The organism is Marimonas arenosa, from assembly GCF_030848945.1.
GTDB lineage: Bacteria > Pseudomonadota > Alphaproteobacteria > Rhodobacterales > Rhodobacteraceae > Marimonas > Marimonas arenosa.
In genome coordinates, this window is sequence record NZ_JANHAX010000001.1 from 645,056 (window position 1) to 666,859 (window position 21,804).

General features: G+C 63.6%; 20 protein-coding genes. 9 read left to right on the forward strand and 11 right to left on the reverse strand.

Features of this window, described 5'->3' with window-relative positions; genetic code table 11:
* The first annotated feature begins 90 nt into the window (after positions 1-90).
* Genes NO357_RS03120 through NO357_RS03135 form a run of 4 tightly spaced genes read left to right on the forward strand, consistent with a single transcriptional unit; the run spans position 91 to position 2,335 of the window.
* Positions 91-573, forward strand: a complete 483-nt coding sequence (locus tag NO357_RS03120) for a hypothetical protein (RefSeq protein ID WP_306734151.1) — start codon at positions 91-93, stop codon at positions 571-573.
* A complete protein-coding gene (locus tag NO357_RS03125; protein ID WP_306734152.1) occupies positions 570-1,295 on the forward strand; it encodes an AzlC family ABC transporter permease in 726 nt (241 codons plus the stop codon). Before NO357_RS03120 ends, NO357_RS03125 begins: the two co-directional genes overlap by 4 nt.
* Positions 1,292-1,621, forward strand: coding sequence for a branched-chain amino acid transport AzlD family protein (locus NO357_RS03130; RefSeq protein WP_306734153.1), 330 nt, complete (start codon positions 1,292-1,294; stop codon positions 1,619-1,621). The genes NO357_RS03125 and NO357_RS03130 overlap by 4 nt, the downstream gene beginning before the upstream one ends.
* A 15-nt stretch (positions 1,622-1,636) precedes the next feature.
* Positions 1,637-2,335 carry an RraA family protein gene (locus NO357_RS03135; RefSeq protein WP_306734154.1) on the forward strand — a complete coding sequence of 233 codons (699 nt, stop codon included), beginning with the start codon at positions 1,637-1,639 and terminating at the stop codon, positions 2,333-2,335.
* 52 nt (positions 2,336-2,387) lie between these two features.
* Here the strand turns inward: NO357_RS03135 and NO357_RS03140 are convergent, their stop codons facing one another.
* The 4 genes from NO357_RS03140 to NO357_RS03155 all read right to left on the reverse strand — a co-directional run bounded on the left by NO357_RS03140 (position 2,388) and on the right by NO357_RS03155 (position 6,267).
* Positions 2,388-3,557 carry a mandelate racemase/muconate lactonizing enzyme family protein gene (locus NO357_RS03140; protein ID WP_306734155.1) on the reverse strand — a complete coding sequence of 390 codons (1,170 nt, stop codon included), beginning with the start codon at positions 3,555-3,557 and terminating at the stop codon, positions 2,388-2,390.
* Positions 3,558-3,604: 47 nt separating this feature from the next.
* On the reverse strand, positions 3,605-4,495 hold the full coding sequence (locus tag NO357_RS03145) for a phytanoyl-CoA dioxygenase family protein (protein WP_306734156.1): 891 nt from the start codon (positions 4,493-4,495) through the stop codon (positions 3,605-3,607).
* A gap of 65 nt (positions 4,496-4,560) precedes the next feature.
* Positions 4,561-5,484, reverse strand: a complete 924-nt coding sequence (locus NO357_RS03150; RefSeq protein WP_306734157.1) for an NAD(P)-dependent oxidoreductase — start codon at positions 5,482-5,484, stop codon at positions 4,561-4,563.
* A gap of 24 nt (positions 5,485-5,508) precedes the next feature.
* Entirely contained in the window at positions 5,509-6,267 is a 759-nt protein-coding gene (locus NO357_RS03155) for an SDR family oxidoreductase (RefSeq protein WP_306734158.1), read from the reverse strand.
* Positions 6,268-6,406: 139 nt separating this feature from the next.
* Between NO357_RS03155 and NO357_RS03160 the strand changes: the two genes are divergently transcribed.
* From NO357_RS03160 to denD, 5 genes are all read left to right on the forward strand, one after another.
* The gene (locus NO357_RS03160) at positions 6,407-7,438 is read left to right on the forward strand and encodes an L-idonate 5-dehydrogenase (protein WP_306734159.1); all 1,032 of its coding nucleotides are present in this window, start codon (positions 6,407-6,409) and stop codon (positions 7,436-7,438) included.
* A 248-nt stretch (positions 7,439-7,686) separates the two neighbouring features.
* Entirely contained in the window at positions 7,687-8,838 is a 1,152-nt protein-coding gene (locus NO357_RS03165) for a fumarylacetoacetate hydrolase family protein (RefSeq protein WP_306734160.1), read from the forward strand.
* 2 nt (positions 8,839-8,840) lie between these two features.
* Positions 8,841-9,683, forward strand: a complete 843-nt coding sequence (locus NO357_RS03170) for an SMP-30/gluconolactonase/LRE family protein (protein ID WP_306734161.1) — start codon at positions 8,841-8,843, stop codon at positions 9,681-9,683.
* Positions 9,680-10,606 (forward strand): sugar kinase, encoded by a 927-nt coding sequence (locus tag NO357_RS03175; RefSeq protein WP_306734162.1) that lies wholly within the window; start codon positions 9,680-9,682, stop codon positions 10,604-10,606. Before NO357_RS03170 ends, NO357_RS03175 begins: the two co-directional genes overlap by 4 nt.
* A complete protein-coding gene (denD, locus tag NO357_RS03180) occupies positions 10,603-11,571 on the forward strand; it encodes a D-erythronate dehydrogenase (protein WP_306734163.1) in 969 nt (322 codons plus the stop codon). Before NO357_RS03175 ends, denD begins: the two co-directional genes overlap by 4 nt.
* Before the next feature lie 71 nt (positions 11,572-11,642).
* On the opposite strand, the gene NO357_RS03185 is transcribed toward denD, so the two are convergent.
* From NO357_RS03185 to NO357_RS03215, 7 genes are all read right to left on the reverse strand, one after another.
* Positions 11,643-12,416, reverse strand: a complete 774-nt coding sequence (locus NO357_RS03185; protein ID WP_306734164.1) for an HpcH/HpaI aldolase family protein — start codon at positions 12,414-12,416, stop codon at positions 11,643-11,645.
* An 11-nt stretch (positions 12,417-12,427) separates the two neighbouring features.
* A complete protein-coding gene (locus NO357_RS03190) occupies positions 12,428-13,366 on the reverse strand; it encodes a 2-hydroxyacid dehydrogenase (protein ID WP_306734165.1) in 939 nt (312 codons plus the stop codon).
* 263 nt (positions 13,367-13,629) lie between these two features.
* On the reverse strand, positions 13,630-15,954 hold the full coding sequence (locus tag NO357_RS03195; protein WP_306734166.1) for a TRAP transporter permease: 2,325 nt from the start codon (positions 15,952-15,954) through the stop codon (positions 13,630-13,632).
* 81 nt (positions 15,955-16,035) lie between these two features.
* Positions 16,036-17,091, reverse strand: a complete 1,056-nt coding sequence (locus NO357_RS03200; protein ID WP_306734167.1) for a TAXI family TRAP transporter solute-binding subunit — start codon at positions 17,089-17,091, stop codon at positions 16,036-16,038.
* Between the two features lie 53 nt (positions 17,092-17,144).
* Positions 17,145-18,815 carry a sulfatase-like hydrolase/transferase gene (locus tag NO357_RS03205; protein WP_306734168.1) on the reverse strand — a complete coding sequence of 557 codons (1,671 nt, stop codon included), beginning with the start codon at positions 18,813-18,815 and terminating at the stop codon, positions 17,145-17,147.
* Positions 18,816-18,949: 134 nt separating this feature from the next.
* Positions 18,950-19,867: a LysR substrate-binding domain-containing protein gene (locus NO357_RS03210; RefSeq protein ID WP_306734169.1), complete on the reverse strand. Its 918-nt coding sequence runs from the start codon at positions 19,865-19,867 to the stop codon at positions 18,950-18,952.
* A gap of 322 nt (positions 19,868-20,189) precedes the next feature.
* Entirely contained in the window at positions 20,190-21,785 is a 1,596-nt protein-coding gene (locus tag NO357_RS03215; RefSeq protein ID WP_306734170.1) for a gamma-glutamyltransferase family protein, read from the reverse strand.
* Positions 21,786-21,804: the final 19 nt, after the last annotated feature.

Sequence of the window (21,804 nt, forward strand, 5' to 3'; positions counted from 1 at the left end):
ACTGGGGCTGTTGGCTTAGCTTCCTCAAATGGTATACCAAATGCAAGTGCAAAGATGCATCCCTCGGGATGCCTGGAAAGGACACTCCGGATGACCGTCAAACGCGTCTTGACCGCCACCGTTTTCTGCCTTGGGCAAGCAACCGTCCCGGTTTTGGCCGGTGTCGATTTGACTGCGGCCGAGACCTGCATGGCGCAGCAGATCGCGTCCGGCCAGAACCCGGCTCTCTGCCTCGACACCGCTCATGCCGATTGCCTGCTGTCCCCGGCGGATGCACCGGCGGTGGCGACGTTGTGCTTCACCGAAGCGCGCAAGGCCTGGGACGCCGGGATCGCCGCCGAAATGGCGCGCATTCGCGACAACGCGCCCGAAAAGATTGCCGCGATCGCCGCGATCGAGGTGAAATATGACCTACTAACGGGCCTGACCCAGTGCGACCGCATGGAAGAACTGGCCAAGGTCGCCTCGGAAGAACCTGCCGACAGCATCCAGCGGCAGAAGGCCCGCTGCACGGCGTCCTCGGCCGGGCTGGCCTATCTTCGGCTCCGATACCGCGGCAGCGACATCGAATGACCACGACCGCCATGACCCGGGCCCAGGCCTTCTGGCGCGGTTATCTCGACTGTGCCCCCTTCATCCTCATCGTGGTGCCCTATTCTATGCTGTTCGGCGTGGTTGCCCGCGATGCCGGACTCGACGTTCTTCAGACCATGTCGATGTCTGTGTTGGTGATCGCCGGCGCCTCGCAATTCACGGCACTGGCCCTTCTGCAGGATCAGGCGCCGGTCTTCATCGCGCTCCTGGCCGCACTGGCGGTCAACCTGCGCATGGCGATGTATTCCGCCGCCCTGGTGCCACATGTCGGCCACGCCCGGCTGGGGACGCGGGTGTTGATGTCTTACCTGATGGTCGATCAGGCCTTCGCCGTGGCGGTCAAGACCTATGAAGAACAGCCCGGGATGAGCCCCGCAGCCAAGGTTGCCTATTACTTCGGTTGCATGGTACTGATCTGTCCCTTCTGGTACGGGTGCACCCTTCTGGGCGCCTTGCTGGGCCGGGCGATCCCCGAAAGCTATGCGCTCGATTTCGCCGTACCGGTCTGTTTCATTGCGTTGACCGCACCGCTCTTGCGATCACTGCCGCATGTCTTTGCCGCACTGATCTCGTCGCTGGCTGCGATCGCCTTCGCCTGGCTGCCTTGGTCGCTGGGCCTGATCGTGGCCGCTCTGATCGCGATGACGGCCGGCGCCCAGGCCGAGCTCTGGCTGCGCCGCCGGCAGGAGAGCCGGTCATGATCGACAACACCGCCTTCTGGACCCTGACGGTGCTTCTCGGACTCGGCACCTTCCTGATCCGGTTTTCGTTTCTGGGGTTGTTCGGCCGCCGCAGCCTGCCCGATTGGGCGCTTTTGCATCTGCGTTATACTGGCGTCGCCGTCTTTCCCGCTCTGGTGACGCCGCTGGTGCTCTGGCCCGAGGCCACGGGTGGCACGCCCGATCCGACGCGCATTCTCGCGGCGTTGGCCGCGTTCCTGATCGGTCTCAGGGGATCAGTAGTCGGGGCCATTATCGCCGGGATGGGCACACTGTATGTTCTGCAATACCTTTCGCAATTCGTCTGACACGAGGAGACTGCCATGATCGAAGAACCCCCCATGCTGCAAATCCGGGCCGAGATCCAGCGCCCCAGCGCGATCCAGATCGCCGCCTTCAAAGGGGTCCCCACAGGCTTTGTCTGCGATGCGATGGAGGGCCAGGGCGCGCTGGCCTCGGAAATCAACCACCTGGGCGTTGGGCGCGATCTGCCGACCCATGCCGTGGGGCCCGCATTGGTGGCCGACAACGGTCCGGCCGAGATCCTCGCCACAATGGGGGCGCTACACGTGGCACAAAAGGGCGACGTCATCGTCTCGGCCGTGCATGGCCACCGCAACTGCTCGGCTGCCGGTGACCAGTTTTGCGGTATGATGAAGAACAAGGGCGTCGCCGGTTTCGTCACCGATGGCGAGGTTCGCGATTATGACGGCATCGTCGACGCCGGGCTGCCGGTCTGGTGTACCGGGCTCAGCCCCAACTCACCCTATTCAAACGGCCCCGGCAAGGTCGGGTTCGGCGCGGTCGTGGGCGGGGTCCAGATCAACAGCGGCGACCTGATCGTGGCCGACCGTAACGGCGTCGTGGTGGTGCCGTTTGCCCGGATCGACGCGGTGATCGCCCTGCTCGAAGAGGTCAAGGCACTGGAAGCTGGCCTCGAGGAAAAGGTCAAATCCGGTTTCTGCGATATGGCTGCGATCGACGCGATGCTGGCCGACGGCCGCGCAGTGACCAGCGACTGAGCAAGGGCCGACCTTTTACCTCTACGAATTCACCCTGCGCGCAGGCGTGCCGCTACGAGTCAACCTCGTAGCGGGCGATTAACTCGCGGTCGGGTTCCACCCCGATCCCCGGCGCCTCTGGCACAGCGACGTATCCCTCCTGCGACGCGACCTGAGCCTGGATATCGAGCGGCCTGGTCAACAGCTCGTCGCGGAAGATGTTCGGGGTGGTGTCGAATTCCAATAGCGGCTCGCCCGGGTTCAAGCCGCCCGGAAGCGGCGGCATCGCTGCCAACAGGTGCAGATTCGTCGCCACCGCTACGGCCGATCCCCAGACATGATTCACCACAGGCGTGAAATGCGCGTGGCACAGTGCCAAAACCCGCTGATATTCGCTGATTCCACCAAGCGCACAGACCTCGGGCTGGGCGATGTCGAGACCGCGGGTTTCGAGAAGCTGACGCCAGCCCCAGCGATTGAACTCGGCTTCGCCTCCCGCGATGTTCACCCTCAGCCCTGCCCGAAGTTCGTGATAGCCGTCGAGGTCTTCAGGCGCGATCGGTTCCTCGAACCAATAGGCCCCCAGCTCTTCCAACGCATGGCCCAGGTAAAAGGCGTCGGAAGTGGTGTAGCAATGGTTGGCATCGACCATGAAGTCGAAATCTTCGCCGACCCCGCGGCGCACGGCCTCGCACAGCTTTACGTCCGCCTGCACCCCAAGGCCGACCTTCATCTTGGTCGCGGCAAACCCCATGTCACGGATCGCCGCCGCTTCATCAGCGAAGCGCGCAACATGGTCGGCCAGGCTCTCGCGCTTGAGCATCATGCCATACCCATACGCCCGAACACGGTGGCGATGGGCCCCGCCCAGCATCCGGTAGAGTGGCAGACCCGCCACCTTACCGGCAATGTCCCACATCGCAATGTCCACGCCTGACAGCGCCTGCAGAGGCATGCCCTTCTGGCCATGATCACGCAGGAGGTTATAGACCTTGTGCCATATCATATCGCGATCAAGCGGATCGAGGCCCTCGATCATCGGCGCGATTACCTTCTCCACGATCGCCTTGTTGGCAAGCGCCACGTTGCCGGGCCCGAAACATTCTCCCCAACCGGTGATGCCTTCGTCTGTCGTCACCTCGACCAGATGCGCGGTGCGCCGGGTATAGAATTGCTGCGAATAGCCCAGCTCCTCGGGCATGTCCGTCTGCAGAACGTGGCTGCGAAGTGTGACGATCTTCATCTCATCCTCCTGCAATCGGCAGCCTTCCCGGGCGGGCTTGCCGCGGATCAGGCAAATGCGCTTTTGGCGCCGGCGCTTTCCTGGGTCTTGAAGATCGAGCCGGTGTCCGGCGCGGGAGGTAACGGCATCCGCACCGGCACGTTCTCCAGCCGCGGTTCGAGGCAAGGCGTGCCGGTGATCATCCTCTCCTGCAGGTCCGCCCAAAACGCGCATTGGCCCAGCGCGTGGATATAGGAGGACGCGCCCAGAATCGGCCAGGCATCGGCGGCGGCGCATTCGTAAAACAGAATCAATCGATTGCGATCGCTCAGGTTCGGGGCCGAGCCGTGCAAGACACGAGCGTGATGCACCGTCATACTGCCCGCCTTGCCGGTCAGGGTCACCGCCTTCGCAGGCTCGAAAAGGGGGTCGTCAGGGTCGATCGCACCGGCAAAATAGCCATTGGCCTGATGGCTTAAAACCGGCCCCTTGTGGGTGCCGGGTATCACCATTAGCGGGCCGTTGTCCTCAGTCACATCCTCAAGCATCAACCCGAAGGCCAGAAGGCTGTCATTGGTCGCCGGGTAGAAAGCCCAGTCCTGGTGCCATTCCACCGCCCTGCCCCCGCCCGGTGCCTTGGTGTTAAGCTTGGAGGTGATCAGGTTGGTGTCAGGACCCAGCAAGCCGGTCAGGACATCCGTCATAAGCGAGTTTTTCAGCACCTCCCAGAAATAGGGGTGCTGCCTGTGCGGCAGCTTGATCCGGGTCAGCCGTGGCTTTTCGGCCGAATGCCCGGCGTCGAGATCATAGGTGCCATCGCTCTCGGTCACGGCGCGCGAGGCGTCGATCAGCCGATAGGTGATCTCGCGCAGCCCGGCGAGTTGATCCGCCGTCACCGCATCCTCGATCATGAGATAGCCGTTCTCGTCGTAGAACGATTTCTGCTCGGCCGTCACCATGCGTCATCCTCCCATTGCAGCAAGACCGCCGTCGGGATGGCCGCGCCGGCGGCCGACGGTCTTCCTCAGCCCGACTCGCCCCGTTTCACCGCCTCGGCCAGGTCGACGCCGTTCAGCGCCGCGATGTGATCGGCCATCGTCGGTACATAGTCGCCTCCCTTGCCCACCGCCTCGGCCTGGCCGAAGTAATTCTTCACCGCCGCACCCATCAAGTTCATCACACCGGCCGCGGTGGCCATGTTGGCGACATAGCGCACGTCCTTCGAGGCATTTTCGATAGTGAACTTGTGCGCATTGGGATCCCGCCCGACGGCATAGGCCATGAACGTGTCGAAGAAGCCGCAGCCCATCCGGCTGGGACCCATCACGTCGCGCACCGTCTGCGGAGACAACCCCGATTTGACCGCCATGCTCAGCGCCTCGGAATAGATCGCTGCATAGGACATGCCCATGAAGTTCATGATCAATTTCATCTTGTGACCCGATCCCACAGGCCCGAGATGGTTGACCGATCCGGCCCAGCAATCGATCACCGGCTGGACGACTGCAAAATGCTCGTCGCTGGCGCCGACCATGGCGTCCAACATGCCTTCCTCGGCCTCCTTCGGCGTCCGCCCGAGCGGCGCGTCGACCATGTGCACCTCTCTGCCTGCCATCTCTTCAGCCAGCGCCATGGTCGAGGTCGGATCGGCGGTGGTGGTATCGATCACGATCAGGCCGTCGCGTGCACCGGCGAGAATACCGTCGGGACCGCGGATCGTGGCTTCCACCAAGGTCGAATTCGGCAGGCAGAGATGGATGATGTCGCAGCGTCCGGCCATGTCCTTCGGGGTGGCGGCTTCGCTGGCTCCCATTCCCAAGAGACTCTCAACCGGCGTGCGGTTGCGATGTCCCATGACGACCAGATCGTAACCACCCTTGAGGATGTTCTTGGCCATTCCATGCCCCATGAGGCCGACGCCGATGAAGCCGATGACAGGCTTTTCCATGTAGTTTTCCTTTCCCGTACAGTTTCAGACGCAGGCGGTCATGCCGCCGTCGACGAAGAGTGTATGCCCGTTCACGAAACTGGCGGCGTCCGATGCCAGGAACACCGCTGCGCCCTGCAACTCGTCCACCCGTCCCCACCGGCCCTGCGGCGTGCGCTGCTCCAGCCATGCGGTGAACGCCGGGTCGGCCACCAGCGCCGCCGTCAGTTCGGTTTCGAAATAGCCCGGCGCGATGGCGTTGCAGTTAAGCCCGTGCCGGGCCCAGTCGGTCGCCATACCCTTGGTGAGATTGGCAATCGCCCCTTTCGAGGCGGCATAAGGCGCGATCCCGGGTCGCGACAGCGCGGTCTGAACGCTGGCGATATTGATGATCTTGCCGCGGCCGCGCGCGATCATGTGGCGGGCGCAGGCCTGCCCGACATGGAAGGCGGAATAGACGTTGGTGCGCATGATCCGGTCGAATTCTTCAACCGGGAAATCCTCGAGCGGCGACCGGAACGTCATGCCGGCATTGTTGATCAGGATGTCGATGGGCCGGGTAACTTCGTAGCCGTCAACCGCGGTCCGCACCGCCTCGGCATCGGTCACGTCGAAGGGCAGCACATCGACCTTTGCACCGGTCGCGCGCAGCGCTTCGGCCGCCGCGTTCAGTGCACCAAGGCTGCGTGCATTGAGTACGACCCGCGCACCGGCCGCCGCCAATCCTTCCGCCAGCGCGTATCCGATCCCCTTGGACGAGCCCGTAATCAACGCAACCCGCCCTGACAGCCCGAAATCCGGCATGACATCTCCCTCTCGCGGGGCAGCGTGCTGCCCGCACTGGCGATTGCCATTGCGCAGGGGCCACCCTCTCTGCAAAAAATGGTATACCATTTATGGCTCGAATCAAGCCGCCAATTCCGGGACCAAGGGGACCCCCGCCATGCAAGCTCTCTATGCCCACGCCGCGCGCGATCTCCGGCTCGGCCCGGCCGAGGTGGCCGAACCCGGCCCGGGCGACGTGCGCATCAAGCTGGCGCGCGGCGGTATCTGTGGCTCGGACCTGCACTATTTCAACCATGGCGGATTCGGCACGGTGCGCCTGCGTGAGCCGATGATCCTGGGGCACGAAGTATCAGGCCATGTTCTGACTTGCGGTCCGGGTGTCGAGGGGCTCGAACCGGGCGATCTGGTTGCCGTTTCGCCATCGCGGCCCTGCGGCATCTGCGAGGAATGCCTGCGAGGGCTGCCGAACCAGTGCCTCAACATGCGGTTCTACGGCTCGGCCATGCCCTTCCCGCACATTCAGGGCGCATTTCGAGAAGAACTCGTGGCCCAGGCGGTGCAATGCGTGCCGGCGACTGGCCTATCCGCAGCCGAGGCGGCCATGGCCGAGCCGCTGGCCGTGGCCCTGCACGCCGTGGCACGGGCGGGCACCGTGCTGGGCAAAAGGGTGCTGGTCACCGGTTGCGGCCCGATTGGGGTGCTTGTGATCCTCGCCGCCCGACGCGCCGGCGCCGCTGAGATCATCGCCACCGACATCGCCGCTCCGGCCCTTGAGCGCGCTGCGGCGGCGGGCGCAGATCATGTCCTCAACACTGCCAATGTGCCCGACGGGCTCTCCCCTTTTTCGACCGGCAAGGGCGCGCTTGACGTGCTGTTCGAATGCTCGGGCGCCGAAGCCGCACTGGTGCAGGCAATCCCGGCTTTGAGGCCCCGGGCCACCATCGTGCAACTCGGGCTTTCCGGCGACATGACGCTGCCGATGATGCAAATCACCGCCAAGGAACTGGCACTGACGGGATCGTTCCGGTTCCACGAGGAGTTCGCCCAGGCCGTTGCCTTCATGCAGAAAGACCTGATCGACGTGAAACCGCTGATCACCCACAGTTTTTCCCTCGCCGATTACCAAGCTGCTTTCGCCATGGCCAATGACCGTACGGCCGCGATGAAAGTTCAGCTGGAACTGTCTTGATGCCCGGCGACTGTCCGGTTCCCGGGACCGGCAAACCCGACCCGACGGGTCCCCGGATCTTGATGCCCGTCTCAATTCGGAACCTGGCCTGCTCGGGCCGCACCCGGATCCGAGGCCAGGAAAAACCGGTGAAGCCCGCAGACCTCGCACCAAGGCTTGTCTGCAGGCGGACGATCACGGCAGAGTTCGATCCGAGAAACATACTTCTCCCAACCAAGCTGCCGCGGCCTGCACAGGAAGGATAACCCATGCTCCCCTTGTCCAACGCCCACCCCGAGGCCGCGATTGTCGGTCGTATCTGGCGCCCGGGGCTGGGCCCCTGCCTGGTGGCGATCCGCGACGAACGGGCGATCGACATCACGTCGCCCATCTTGCCGACGATGCGCGATCTCCTGGAACACGACAACCCCGCTGCGACCCTGCGCGGTGCGCCGGGCGAGGATATCGGCGCGCTGACGGACCTTGTTGCGGCGTCACATGAGGCACCAGGCGATGACGATCTACGCCTGCTGGCCCCTTGCGACCTCCAGGCGATCAAGGCCTGTGGCGTCACCTTCGCCGCCTCGATGGTCGAGCGGGTGATCGAGGAACAGGCCGCCGGCGATCCAGCCCGGGCCGAGGCGATCCGCGGCCGCGTGGGCAGCCATGTCGGCGACAGCCTGTCGGGGCTTAAACCCGGCTCACCGCAGGCCATCAAGGTCAAGGAGGTGCTGCAGGCCGAGGGACTCTGGTCGCAGTATCTCGAAGTCGGGATCGGCCCCGATGCCGAGGTCTTCACCAAGGCCCAGCCGATGTCGGCGGTGGGCTGGGGCGCGGTGGTAGGGCTGCATCCGGTGTCGAAATGGAACAACCCCGAGCCCGAGATCGTACTCGCCGTGACATCCCGTGGCGAGATCGTCGGCGCCACTTTGGGTAACGACGTCAACCTGCGTGATGTCGAGGGCCGCTCGGCGCTGCTTCTTGGCAAGGCCAAGGACAATAACGCGTCCTGCGCCATTGGCCCCTTCCTGCGGCTCTTCGATGGCACCTATTCACTCGACGATGTCCGCGGCGCCGAGTTGGCCCTCGAGGTGATCGGCGACGACGGTTTCACCCTCGAGGGCCATTCCTCGATGGCAGAGATAAGCCGCGACCCGGCCGATCTCGTGGCTCAGACCATTGGCCGGCACCATCAGTATCCCGATGGCTTCTTCCTGTTCTGCGGCACCATGTTCGCCCCAGTGAAAGACCGTGACGGCCCGGGACAGGGCTTCACCCATCATATCGGAGACGAGGTTTCGATCTCCGAGCCCGCCCTGGGGACGCTGCGCAACAAGGTACAGCTGTCCACCGATTGCCCGGAATGGACTTTCGGCACGGCAGCACTGATGCGCAACCTTGCCCGCCGAGGGCTGCTGTGAGGGTGCAGGTGTTCGACTCGACGCCCTGCGATCTGGGCGAAGGCCCTCTCTGGCATCCGAGGCGGAACCAGTTGTTCTGGTTCGACATCAACGCCCATCGCCTCCACACCCGTAGCGACGAAGGTATCCGGATGTGGCAATTCGCCGAATTTGTCTCTGCGGCGGGCTGGGTTTCGGACACCGAGTTGCTCGTCGCCTCGGAAACCGCGCTGCTGCGGTTCGACATAGAAACCGGGGCGCACAGTTGCCTCTGCCCTTTAGAGGCAGACAACGCAACGACCCGCTCGAACGACGGCCGCGCCGACCCGCAAGGCGGCTTCTGGATCAGCACCATGGGCAAGGAGAAGGAAAAAGAGGCCGGGGCGATCTATCGTCTCTACAAAGGTGAACTGAAGCAACTGTTCCCCGCCATCACCATCCCCAATGCGATCTGCTTTGCCCCCGACGGCACGTGCGCCTATTTCGCCGATACCCCGAGGGGCAAGATCTGGCGCCAGCCACTCGACACGCACGGCTGGCCAGACGGGGCGCCGCAGCTGTTGCTCGACCTACCTGCCGGCAGTCACCGCCCCGACGGGGCCGTTGTCGATGCCGGCGGCGATCTGTGGATCGCACATTACGGCCACGGCAAGGTGACCCGCCACGCCCCCGACGGCACCGAAAAAGCGACCTTTGCGCTGCCCGCGTCGCGCACCACCTGCCCGGCTTTCGGCGGTACCGACCTCACCACACTCTATGTCACCACCGCACGTCAGCAGATGGTCGCACCGACCGAAGCCGATGGCTGCACCTACGCGCTGGAAACCGACACTTTTGGCCAGCCGGAACACCGGGTGATCCTGTGACCGAAAAGCGTTTCCTCTCCATTGGCGAATGCATGATCGAGCTGGCGCAGACCGGTCCCGACACCTACCGCCGCGGTTTTGCTGGCGACACGTTCAACACCGCCTGGTATGCCCGCCATCTGCTGCCCGGCGACTGGCATGTCGGCTACTTCTCGGCTGTCGGGGAAGACGCGGTGTCGGATGAGATGGGCGCCTTCATCACCGCCGCCGGGATCGAGACCGACGCATTGCGACGCGTGCCTGACCGCACCGTCGGCCTCTACATGATCTCGGTCGAGGCCGGCGAACGCAGCTTCTCCTACTGGCGCAGCCAGTCCGCCGCCCGGCTGCTGGCCGAGGATGAAGCCTGGCTCAGTTCCCACATCGCCCGGGCCTCGGCCCTTCACTTCTCGGGCATCACCCTGGCCATCCTGCCGCCCGAGCACCGCGACCGCCTCTGCGCCGCGCTGACCGCTGCCCGTGACCGCGGCGCGATGGTCAGCTTCGACACCAACCTTCGCCCCCGGCTGTGGGAAAGCAGCGATGCGATGAAAGCGGGCCTGATGCAGGGCGCCGCAGCCGCGAACCTCGTCCTGCCAAGTTTCGACGAGGAAGCCGGGTTGTTCGGCGACGCGACGCCCCAAGCCACGACAGAGCGCTATCTCTCAGGTGGTGCAACCACGGTCGTGGTCAAGAACGGCGCCGCGCCAATCACCCTAACCTCGCCTGAAACCGGGTTGTTCACCCTGTCCCCCACACCGGTCCGCGACGTCGTCGACAGCACTGCCGCGGGTGACAGCTTCGCGGCGGCGCTCGTTGCGGGCCTTGTCACCGGCGCGCCTCTGCGCGAGGCTGCCGGTGCCGCGATGCGGCTGGCCGCCCGTGTCATCCGCCACCCCGGGGCGCTTGTTCCGGGCATCTTCACCACAGGAGACCTGCAATGAATGTTCTCATCATCGGCGGCGGCGGTGTCGTCGGGCAGAAACTGGCCGGATTGTTGGCCCGGACCGGCTCGCTCAGGGGACAACCCATCGGCCACCTCACCCTGGCCGATCTCAACGACCCTGCGCCGGTCGCAGACGCCCCGTTCCCGGTAACCTGCACCCGCTGTGACATCGCCGACCCGGTGTCGGTCGCCACCTGCGTGACAGAAGAGGTTCAGGTCATCTATCTTCTCGCCGCCATCGTCTCGGCCCATGCCGAAGAGGATTTCGACGCCGGCATGCGGATCAACCTGATGGGCAGCTTGAACGTCCTCGAACGGGCCCGCGCGCTAGGTACCAAACCCGTCGTCGTTTTCACCTCCTCGATCGCCGTCTACGGCGGCGAGGTGCCCGACCCGATCCTGGACCATACCTATCTCAATCCGCAGACATCCTACGGCACGCAAAAGGCGATCGGTGAACTCCTGATCAATGACTATTCCCGGAAAGGCTTCATCGACGGCCGTGGCTTCCGCCTGCCGACGATCTCGGTCCGACCTGGCAAGCCCAACCGTGCGGCATCGAGCTTCATGTCATCGATCCTGCGCGAACCGCTAAACGGTCAAGAGGCGATTTGCCCGGTGGACGAAGATTTCCCCCACTATTACCTCTCGCCCCGAAAATGCGTGGAAAACCTGATGAAGGGCGCCGAAATTCCAGCGGAAGAACTGGGACAGAACCGCTGCATGATGATGCCGGGAAGGATGTGGACGATCCGCCAGGTGATCGATGCGATGACCGCCGTCGCCGGGCCGGAACCGGCGAAGCTGATCCGCTGGGAGGCGCAGCCTGAGATCCAGCGCATCGTCAAGGGCTGGCGCTTCGACCTGCGGCCCGAGAAATCGCTGAAACTAGGACTAACCGCAGACGCTAGCTTCGAGGACAACATCCGCTACTACCTCGAAGATGACAAACCGGTAGGCTGAGTCGGGTGAACTCCTCTTTCATCGGGACGGGCTATCGAAGAAAGTCGGAACGGCCGCCCGCCCGGTCCACCTCAACTTTTCCAGCCCTTGCAGATGTCCAGACGATGCAAAGCGCTGCGCCGGAGTAGCCCCATGTCGACATCGACGGCCGTAAAGACACAACCGGCCTCGACGACCTTTTCCAGCAGGTCCTGATTGGGCGACAGGAAACCCGCCGGCTTGCCGGCCGCCCGGATGCGGCGCATGCAGGACAGGATCGCCTCCTGCACCTCGGGGTGAAAAATGTCGCCCGGATGGCCGAGGCTTGCGGCCAGGTCGGCCGGCCCGATGAAGATTCCGTCGATCCCGGGCACCGCAGCGATCTCTTCCAGCCGGTCCATCGCCGCCCGGGTTTCGACCTGTACGATCAGACAGATCTCGTCGCGTGCCCTGGCAAAATAATCCGGCACGGCGCCAAAGCGGCTCGACCGCGACCCGGTACTGACCCCGCGGATGCCCTCCGGTGGATAGGTGACCGATGCGGCCGCCAGTTGCGCCTCCTCCACCGTCTGTACGTAGGGCACCAGGATGTTCTGCGCGCCCACATCGAGAAGCCGCTTGATTTCGGCGACGTCGAGGCTGCTCGGCCGCACCATCGCCGCGGTCGGACTGCCGTTCAACGCCTGCAGCTTGACCAGCACATCGGATTCGGAATTCGGCGAATGTTCGCAATCGATCAGGATCCAGTCAAACCCGCAGTCTCCCAGCATCTCGGTCACCGCGCTGTCGCGAATGGCGTGCCAGATCCCGATCTGCTGTCGCCCCGCCGCAATGGCGCGCTTGAAGGCGTTGGTTTTCATGTCCATGGCACATACCCTCAGTTCACTGGCGTGATCAGCGCCCGGCCATCGTGAAAGGCCGCGACGTTGTCGCGCTGCAGCTGGCCCATTGCAGCCCGCGTTTCGACCGTGCCCGACCCCTGATGCGGCTGGATCACCACATTTTCCAGCGCATAGAAGCGCGGATCGATATTCGGTTCGTTCAGAAAGACGTCGAGTCCGGCCCCCGCGATCCGGCCGTCTTCCAGCGCGTCGAGCAACGCCGGTTCATCCACGGTGGAACCGCGCGATATATTAACGAGAATGCCGCGGGGGCCGAGCGCGTCGATGACCTTTCTTGAGACGAATTTCTCGGTTTCGGCCCCGCCAACCAGGGCCACGATCAGGTAATCGGCCACCGCCGCCAGTGAGACCGGATCGGCATGCCAGGTCCAGCCCGGCGTGTCCTTTTCGGCGCGGGCGAAATAGTGGATCTCCATCTTGAACGCGGCCAGCCGATCGGCGATCTCGCGGCCGATCCGGCCGAGGCCAACGATCCCTGCCCGGCCGCCCGAGATCTTGCGGTTGAGCCGGTATGGCCCCGTCTGCGCCCAACTGCCAGAGCGGGCCCAGGCCGACGCCTGCTCCATTTCTCGACCCACCATGATCAGCATGGCCACCGCCAGATCAGCGACATCGTCATTCAGCACGCCCGGGGTATTGGTCACTTTCAAACCGCGGGCATCCGCCGCCGCGACATCGATGGCGTCGTAGCCGACCCCGTAATTCGCGATCAGACCAAGGTTGGGCAGCAGGTCCATCTCGGCTCCGCCGAAGGCGGCATGTCCCATGAAGGCCGCCGCCGTGACCTCTGCCCGGCGCGCTGCTTCAAGTCCGGAAATCTCGGCCGGGCTGGACAGGAACACCGGATCGAATGACGTCTGCAGCGCGGCGCGATCAGCCTCGCCGTAAGGCCCTATCGCCAGCGTTTTCGTCATGATCGTCTCCTCCCCCGCGACAAATGGTATACCATTCCGCACGATGCTTTGGCGGGCTGCCCCTGTCAACCGGATCCCCGACACCCCGCGCCCACGCAGACCGGCACGACCGGGCGCGCGGTCGGGCTCAATCTCGGTGTCCGAAAAACTCCGGGCGCCGCGTTGGCTCAACGCTGTTCCTGAGGCACGAACGGTTTACGGGAAAGAAGAGTGTTGCGCGGCGCGGGTGATCGCGAAACAGAAAAGCAACCGGACGTCCGACCTCAAGCCGGTTGGGCAACACCCGATCGCCGATGGAAAGCAATCACCGCGACCGTCGCCACAATCGCGGCGCCGAACACATAAGGCGAATTGATCAACACGAGCACGGCCAGGACAAGCCGTAAAATGGCCTCGCCACGACTCATGTTCCGCGTTTCGAACCTGGCCAGTACGCTCGCCAGCAGATAGAGAGCCAGCACGACCCGCGCGAAGACCGCCAGCAGATGCAATGGGTGAACCTTGCCGTCGAGCCCGTCGAGATAGCGCCCACCGCCGGCAATCGGGTTGAGTTGGGCCTGCTCGATCAAAAGAAGCTCGGGGTAGAATGCAAAGATAAAGGGGATCACGAACATCACGACCCCGGCACGCACCGCGGCGAATCCGGTCTTCATCGGGTCGGACTTGGTGATCGACGCGGCGGCGAAAGCGGCAATCGCCACCGGCGGGGTGATCGCCGACGCCACGGCGAAATAGAAGACGAACATATGCGCGGTGAAGGTGGCAATCCCAAGCCCGACCAGCATCGGCCCCATCAGAAGTGCCACGTTGATATAAGCCGGGACGGTCGGCATGCCCATGCCCAGAATGATTGCCATCAGCATCGTCGCCAAGAGCGCTAGCATCAGGAAGACCGGATTATCCCCGATTGCCACACCGGAGCCACGCAACCAGCCGATGATATCCACCGCGATGTAGTTGGAAAGACCGGTGAAGTTGAGGCAGAAGTCAATCACCGACACCGCCAGGAACATCAGGTAGAGCCGGCTGACCAGCAGCCCGGCATCCGCCAGCGCCACGACAATCCGGCTTGGCTGGCGGCGGATGTCGCGGTCGAGGAAAAACAGTCCGATCAGAAGCGCCGTCGCCCACCACCCGGCCGAGCCGGCGTCACCGGCCGAGTTCTGTATCAGCTCAAGCAGCCAGGGCAGGTTCTCGGCCCGGCAACCCGCATCGGTAAAGATCCGCGTCACGCCCCAGAGTTCGGCCAACGGGCCGCAGCCGACGGCTTCCTTCGGGGTCAGCAACAACACCAGGATAAGCAGGATCGGGGCGAAGATCATCAGCAGGTGCAGCCGATCTTCACCGGTGAGCCGCATGTCCTCGGTCACCTCGCCCACCGCTTCGATCCCCTGCTTGCGCGCCTGGAACACAACCGTCAGGAACAGGCAGCCGAAATAGGCCAGCGCAGGCAACGTGGCGGCAACGATCACCTCGCGATACGGCACCACCGTCATCGCCGCCAGCACGAAGGCCGCAACGCCCATCACCGGCGGCATGATCTGCCCGCCCGAACTGGCCGCAGCCTCGATCCCACCGGCGAAAGTGCGGCTGAAGCCGCGTTTCAGCATCATCGGAATGGTCAACACCCCGGTCGACAGCACGTTGACCACCGGTCCGCCCGAAATGGTGCCGAACATCGCCGAGCTGACAATCGCGGCATGCGCCGGTCCGCCGCGCAGGCGACGCGTCCACAAGAAAGCCACCTTGATCAAGGCCCGGCCGCCGGCTGAAACCCCGAACAGCGCGCCCAGCACAATATAGGGAAAGACGGTGTTCATCAGGATACCCATGAAGCGTCCCAGCAGTCCCTGGGCATTGTTGACCAGGATGTCCTGCATATTCGGACGGCCATCGATCAGCTGACGCGGTTCCCCGCCCAGCTTGGTGACCAGATACTTGTTCATGTCGTCGGCGCCGAAGGCATACCAGATCAACACGGTCACGAGCGTATAGGCCGCGATCAGAATAGCCACGGCGACCAGTGGAAACCCCCAGACCCGCACATTGTAGGTCAGGAAAACCGCAACCGCGAAGGCCACCAGCGCGAATATCCACAGGCCCAGGGTGTTGATACAGGACGGGTCATCCACGGTCGTCGGTGGCGGCAGCCCCATGGATTCGCTGAATTCGATCTCTTCCTGAAGCGCCTTTGCGATCAGTTCCGCCCGTTCGCCGGTGAACTGGTCGATCAGGCAAACGCTGTCAATCTCGATCAGATAACCCAGCGCGAGCGCTGCAGCCATAACCACCAGCGCGATGTCCATGACGAGCCCCAGGGCGTGTTTCATCCGGCCGCGGTCGCGATAGAGTTTCGCCATCGACTGGTCGAGTGCCACGGCGCACATCATGATGAAGAACGACAGCGGCGCGAGGTATTCGTAACTGAACCGGCGGATCGCAACGCCATCCCCGAACAAGCGTTCAACGGTTTCGTCGAGTCCCGGGATCGACGGCATGGTGTTCAACAATCCGATGACGACCAGCACAAACCCGAGGACAAGCGAAAATCGGGTCAGAACGCCGGTTTGCCGGGGACTTTCGGTCATCTTTTCTCACTCTGCGCGGACACCGGGTGAATAGGGAACGGCGCCGGGCAAACGTTGGTGCGGATGCCCGGCGCTCGGCGATCAGTCCTTGGCGCAGTCCGGCACGGTATAGCCTGCTTCTTCCCAGGCGGTGACAGCACCGGGGTGGTATTTAACCGGGTTCGCGCCACAGAAACCGGATTTCGCCGGGTCGAGCTCGGCCAGTCCGACGTTTTTCATGTAGGGTGTCTTGGCCTGCAGCGCGCCGAGCGTTTTGATGTATTCGGCCACGAGCGCCTTGGCGGTGTCAAAAGGCATATCCTTGTGCACCACGTCGGTGAAAGCGGTGCCCATGCCGCGGAAAGTCGCGTCTTCTGACACAAGCCGGATTCCCTTGCCGTCTTCATAGCCCATATCCTCCCATTTCACGACGATAGGCACGTTGCCTGGGGCCTTGAAGATCTTTTGATAGGCCTCGCTTTCGAATACGTCTTTCGGGGTCGAAATCATGGCCACGGCGCCGGCGGCCTGCATGGTGGTCGCGCGCGCCGAAGGGAAGGTCAGCGGGAAGACGAAGGCGTCCATCGAACCGTCGACCAGCAGCGTCGGCAGTTGACCCCAGTTGGCCTGGTGGCCGGTGTAGTCTTCGCCATCCTTCAGGCCGGCGGCCAGAAAGATTGCCTGCCGCGCGTTGACCAGCGCGGCACCGCGGGGCGGACCGTTCCAGACGTTCTTGCCACTGAGGTCGTCCCAGCTGTCGATGCCTTCGCTTTCCAGTGCCAGAAGACCGTAGGCCCCGGCATTGTAGGGATAGAGCGCGCGCAGGTTGGCGGCCAGCGCGGCACCGTCCTCGCCCAGCTTGGAATAGGGGCCGCGGCCCTTGTCCAGAAGAAAGCCCAGGATCAGTGGCATCGCGGCGATGTCGGTGCGGCCTTCGGCGACGTTCTTGACCGAATTGGTCAGCGTCTGACCTTCCTGCACCTGCAGATTGGCGATGCCCGCGGCGCTGGCGACCTCGGCCAGGTGCAGCACTGAGACATGCGGACTGTTGCCAGGGCTCGAGGTTTCGGCAGTCAGATTGGCCTGGGCGCTGGCGCTGCCAGCGGCAAGAGCGCCGGCAAGGCAAAGCCCGGCAAGGCCGTTGGTGAGATATTTCATGAATGTCCTCCCTTGGTTTCCAGTTGTCCGGGGCCCCTCCTACCCCGAATGGCTCAGCCGTCCGGTCCCCGCTTCATATCGGGTGCCTTGCGACCGCGATAACGCACTGTGAGTTCCAGCGGCGTATCGTTCTCATCATAGACGCCGATCACCACGCCGCGGCGGCGGGTCTTGGTGCGCATCTCCATCAGTTGGGCTTCGCTGCGCGTGGTCCGCTGAGACGGCCGTCGCGCCCATTCGAAAAGCCTTGCATACATCGCGTCGATCACCGTTTCATGCTCGGCGCTGTCACCGAGATCGGTCAATTCCTGCGGATCGGTTTCCAAGTCAAACAGCATTGGGCGGTGCCCGCCTTCGAAATGGATGAGCTTCCAGCGTTTGTCAGCGACCATGAACATGACTGCGTCGCGCACCGCGATGTCGTTCAGATGAGCCACCGGCGTGGCCGAGAAATCGTATTCGCAGATCACGTAGTCACGCCGGGTCTCGCCGGCCTTCCCGTGCAGGATCGGCAGCAGACTTTCGCCTTCGAGGATATGATAGGCGGGTTCGCCGCCGGCGATCTCGACAAAGGTGGGCGCGAAATCGATGCATTCGACCAACGCGTCGCTGACCATGCCACGGGTGGCGTCGGCCTCGGGTGAGGGGTCGTAGATGATGAGCGGCACCTTGGTCGACGTGTCGTGGAAGAAGGTCTTTTCCCCCATCCAGTGATCGCCCAGGAAATCACCGTGATCCGAGGTCAGCACGATCATGGTATCTTCCATGCGGCCGGTGTCTTCGAGCCACTTGAACAAGCGGCCCATCTGATCGTCGGCCTGCTTTATCAGGCCCATGTAGGCCGGGATCACGGCGTTACGCACATCCTGGCGCGAGAAGGTTTCGCCGACCTTGGTATCCATGAACGCTTTGAAGATCGGGTGGGCAGTCTGGCGTTCACCATCCGACCTGATCACCGGCTGGACATGTTCGGGGCCGTACATCGAGGCATAAGGCTCGGGCACGATATAGGGCCAGTGCGGCTTAATATAGCTCAGATGCATGCACCAGGGGCCGGCATGGCCCTTGATGAAGTCGATGCCGCGGCCGGTGAGATAAGGAGTTTCACTGTCGGGCTCGTGGATATTGGCCGCCTCGGCCGAATTCTTCAGGAACCAGCCCGACAGCACGTTGCCGTCGGCGTCGAGACCGGAATTCGCGAAATCGTGCCAGGGATTGTCGCTTTCGTAACCCTTGGTCTTAAGCCATTTGTTGTACTCCTTGGCGCCGTCCGGGTCATAGGAGCCGTCGGGGCCCTCCGGCAACATGCCGTCGTCGCGTTCGAACACGTCGAAGCCACATTCCGAGACCCGCGCGCCGATCACCGAGTCCGGCTCCAGCCCCAACCGGGCCATGCCCTCGGCATCGGCCCGCATGTGGGTCTTGCCGACGAGATAGCAGTCCATTCCGGCCTTGCGCAGGTGGTCGCCCATGGTCAGCTCGCCCACTTTCAGGGGAATGCCGTTCCAGCTGGCCCCATGCGAATGCACGTAGCGTCCGGTATAGGTGCTCATTCGCGAGCTGCCGCAGATCGGCGACTGAATGTAACAGCCGGTGAAACGCACACCCTTTTCGGCCAACCGGTCGATATTCGGCGTATGCAGATGTTTGTGGCCATAACAGCTGAGGTAATCCCAGCGCAGTTGATCGAACATAATGAACAGGATATTTTTAGGCTTGGCCATGAGTCATTCCCGCGCTGGCGTGTTATTCAGCCGATTCCGCTCGAAATACACGACAACCTCCCTAGGTTTCTTCAGTCTATCGCCATGCACGGGCGAAGAAAAATAGCATTTCTCAATGCGTCATAACAAAAAGGTTATGACAAAGACTGACTTTGCACTTCGTCCCGGATCATCTGCACCAGAAGTTGTGCCGGTGCGCTCAGCGCCTTGCCACCCGGCGTGGTGATCCCGACCGCCCCGACAAGATCGCCCTGACCGAAATCAAGCCGTACAACCTGCCCGGCGTCCAGTTCGCGGCGCATCGCACCGAGCGGCTGGCACACCACGGCCTCGCTTTCCATCATGTAGTTGCGCGCGAACTCGAACGAGATCGTTTCAATCAGGTTGGTGAACCGGTTCAACCCGTGCGCAATCAGGAACCGGTCCAACTCGGTCCGGATGATCGTGCCCTGGATCGGCATGACGACCTGAAAGGCATCGATGTCGTGAACGGAGAGCGCCTCCCGGTCCGCCAGCGGATGGCCGGTTCGGGCGAAAAACACCAACGGCTCGTTGAACAGATGCTCGAAGTTCATTCCCTCCATATGTTCCGCCGCCAGCAAGCGGCCAAACCCGAAGTCGACCCGGCCCTCCCGCAGGTATTCCTGCAATCCCCCGCCGATCGTCGCGAGGAAGGTTACGTCCACGTCCGGAAAATGGGTTTTGAACCGCTGTACCGCACCCGGCATGATCATGCGCACCACATTTGGCAGTACGTAGGCTACGACACGCCGTCCGGTGGCTTGGCCGCGCAGAACCTCGAACCCGCGGTCGATCTGCCCGACCCCGTTCGACACATAGCTCAGAAGCGTGCGCCCGGCTTCGTTGAGCGACAGCCCCGAAGCACTGCGATCGAAAAGCGGCGCCCCGATCTCCTGCTCGAGCTCGCGCAGCGACCGCGACACGCTGGGCTGGACTGTCCCCAGCGCCTCCGCCGCGCGGGTGACTGTTCCCAGCCGCGCAACGGCGAGAAAACAGCGGATGTGGCGCATTCTGATCCGGCCTAGCGTCATGTCGGCCTCCTTCCAGCGGTCGCAATTGATGTTGCCGCCGCGGCGTCATCTGTGCAAGCGCTGGCCGACGCTCTGACGGTCCGGGCGACGCCGATCCGCCATGCAACCCCGAGAAACGTATCCGGTCCCGACCGAGGCCGGCAACAACGTGACGCCACCACGCGCACGCCCGACAAAATAAGCTTCGCCATCGGCAGCGCTGTATCGATTTTAGGTAACGGCCGGATCTCAGGAGACAACAACCATGCCGCCTCGATCGGGCTCTCTTGCGGGCAAGGCCGCACGTCTGCCCTCGCAACCCCTGGCCAAAACCGCTGGCGGCTTAGAACCCCACCGCCATCCCATCCTTGCGCGGATCGGACCCGGCGGCATAGCCGCCGCCTTCCAGGCGATGGATCAACTGCGCGCCACCGAAACCAAAGGCCGTATCGGGTTCTTCAAGTTGCAACGCATGACCCAGCGCCGCCAGCGCCTCCAGCGTCTCCGCGGGCAGCGTGGTTTCAGCGGCCACGCCCAGCCCCTCCGTGACCCGCCAGCGCGGCGCATCCACGGCCATCTGCACGTCCTGATCCCACAGCTGTGTGCGCAGCACCATCTGCAGATGCCCCTGCGCCTGCATCGGTCCGCCCATCACGCCCAGGCTCATGCGCGCTCCTTCCGGTCCCATCAGGAAGCCGGGGATGATCGTGTGGAAGGGCTGTTTTCGCGGACCGACACGGTTCGGGCTGCCGGGATCGAGCGAGAACCCCCAGCCACGGTTCTGCAGATGAATGCCGGTGCCGGGCACCACTACACCCGAACCGAACCCGGCGTAGTTCGACTGGATGAACGACACCATCATACCTGAGGCATCTGCGGCGGTCAGATAGACCGTGCCGCCCCGTTTCGGCGCGCCGGCTCCGAAATCCTGGGCCCGGTCCGGGTCGATCAAGCGAGCCCGCCCGGCCAGGTAACCATCATCCAGCAGATCGTCGGCCGTCACTGCCGTCATATGGCCGGGATCTGCAACATAAGCCTCGGCATCGCGCAGCGCCAGTTTCATCGCCTCGATCTGCAGGTGAAACGCCCGCGGATCGTCGGGGGCAAGATCGCGAATTCCGGTATGCGACAGGAGTCCCAAAGCCATCAACGCCGCGATGCCCTGCCCGTTGGGCGGGATCTCGTGTAGCGTTACGTCGTCGAACCCTTTCGAGATCGTGCCGCACCAGTCGGCCCGGTGGCCGGCCAGGTCGTCCAGGCCCATCGCGGCACCATGCACCTTCGCCGCGGCCGCGATCGCCTCGGACAGTTCTCCTTCGTAGAAGTCCTTCCCTCCCGTTTCGGCGATCAACCGCAGGCTTCGCGCCAGATCAGGGTTGGCGAACCTCTCTCCCGCCGCAGGCGCACGGCCTCCGGGCGCGAAGGTTTCGGCAAACCCCGGTTGCTCCGACAAATACCCCACCCCGCGCGCCCAGCCCTGCGCGATCTTCGGGCTCACCGGAAAGCCGTGCTCGGCATAGCCGATGGCCGGTTCGAACAGCGTCGCAAAAGGCAATTTGCCGAAGCGTTCGGAAATCGCGACCCAGCCCGACACCGCACCGGGCACTGTGACGCTCTCCCAGCCCAGCATCGGCATGCTGTCTCGCCCCGCGAACCGTTCCGGGGTCCATCCGGCCGGTGACCGCCCCGAGGCGTTGAGTCCATGCACCGCCTCGCCGTCCCACAGGATAGCGAAGGCATCGGCGCCGACACTGTTGCCAGTGGGCTCCACCACCGTCAATGTGACCGCCGCCGCGATGGCGGCATCGGCTGCGTTACCGCCCCGGGCCAGCATCGCGAGCCCGGCCTGTGCCGCCAGCGGCTGCGATGTGGCGACAATGTTGTCCGCCAAAACCGCCGAACGTCGCGACGGATACGGGTTTGAGCTACAGAGCTGCATTGCTTGGTCCCTTCCCGGA

What these genes read in the sequence shown, in the direction of transcription:
- NO357_RS03155 (WP_306734158.1), bottom strand. Translation starts at nt 6,267, where the DNA reads ATGCCGGATTTCGGGCTGTCAGGGCGGGTTGCGTTGATTACGGGCTCG.
- NO357_RS03150 (WP_306734157.1), bottom strand. Translation starts at nt 5,484, where the DNA reads ATGGAAAAGCCTGTCATCGGCTTCATCGGCGTCGGCCTCATGGGGCAT.
- NO357_RS03205 (WP_306734168.1), bottom strand. Translation starts at nt 18,815, where the DNA reads ATGGCCAAGCCTAAAAATATCCTGTTCATTATGTTCGATCAACTGCGC.
- NO357_RS03185 (WP_306734164.1), bottom strand. Translation starts at nt 12,416, where the DNA reads ATGGACATGAAAACCAACGCCTTCAAGCGCGCCATTGCGGCGGGGCGA.
- NO357_RS03120 (WP_306734151.1), top strand. Translation starts at nt 91, where the DNA reads ATGACCGTCAAACGCGTCTTGACCGCCACCGTTTTCTGCCTTGGGCAA.
- NO357_RS03195 (WP_306734166.1), bottom strand. Translation starts at nt 15,954, where the DNA reads ATGACCGAAAGTCCCCGGCAAACCGGCGTTCTGACCCGATTTTCGCTT.
- NO357_RS03190 (WP_306734165.1), bottom strand. Translation starts at nt 13,366, where the DNA reads ATGACGAAAACGCTGGCGATAGGGCCTTACGGCGAGGCTGATCGCGCC.
- NO357_RS03130 (WP_306734153.1), top strand. Translation starts at nt 1,292, where the DNA reads ATGATCGACAACACCGCCTTCTGGACCCTGACGGTGCTTCTCGGACTC.
- NO357_RS03160 (WP_306734159.1), top strand. Translation starts at nt 6,407, where the DNA reads ATGCAAGCTCTCTATGCCCACGCCGCGCGCGATCTCCGGCTCGGCCCG.
- NO357_RS03165 (WP_306734160.1), top strand. Translation starts at nt 7,687, where the DNA reads ATGCTCCCCTTGTCCAACGCCCACCCCGAGGCCGCGATTGTCGGTCGT.
- NO357_RS03200 (WP_306734167.1), bottom strand. Translation starts at nt 17,091, where the DNA reads ATGAAATATCTCACCAACGGCCTTGCCGGGCTTTGCCTTGCCGGCGCT.
- NO357_RS03145 (WP_306734156.1), bottom strand. Translation starts at nt 4,495, where the DNA reads ATGGTGACGGCCGAGCAGAAATCGTTCTACGACGAGAACGGCTATCTC.
- denD (WP_306734163.1), top strand. Translation starts at nt 10,603, where the DNA reads ATGAATGTTCTCATCATCGGCGGCGGCGGTGTCGTCGGGCAGAAACTG.
- NO357_RS03140 (WP_306734155.1), bottom strand. Translation starts at nt 3,557, where the DNA reads ATGAAGATCGTCACACTTCGCAGCCACGTTCTGCAGACGGACATGCCC.
- NO357_RS03210 (WP_306734169.1), bottom strand. Translation starts at nt 19,867, where the DNA reads ATGACGCTAGGCCGGATCAGAATGCGCCACATCCGCTGTTTTCTCGCC.
- NO357_RS03125 (WP_306734152.1), top strand. Translation starts at nt 570, where the DNA reads ATGACCACGACCGCCATGACCCGGGCCCAGGCCTTCTGGCGCGGTTAT.
- NO357_RS03215 (WP_306734170.1), bottom strand. Translation starts at nt 21,785, where the DNA reads ATGCAGCTCTGTAGCTCAAACCCGTATCCGTCGCGACGTTCGGCGGTT.
- NO357_RS03135 (WP_306734154.1), top strand. Translation starts at nt 1,637, where the DNA reads ATGATCGAAGAACCCCCCATGCTGCAAATCCGGGCCGAGATCCAGCGC.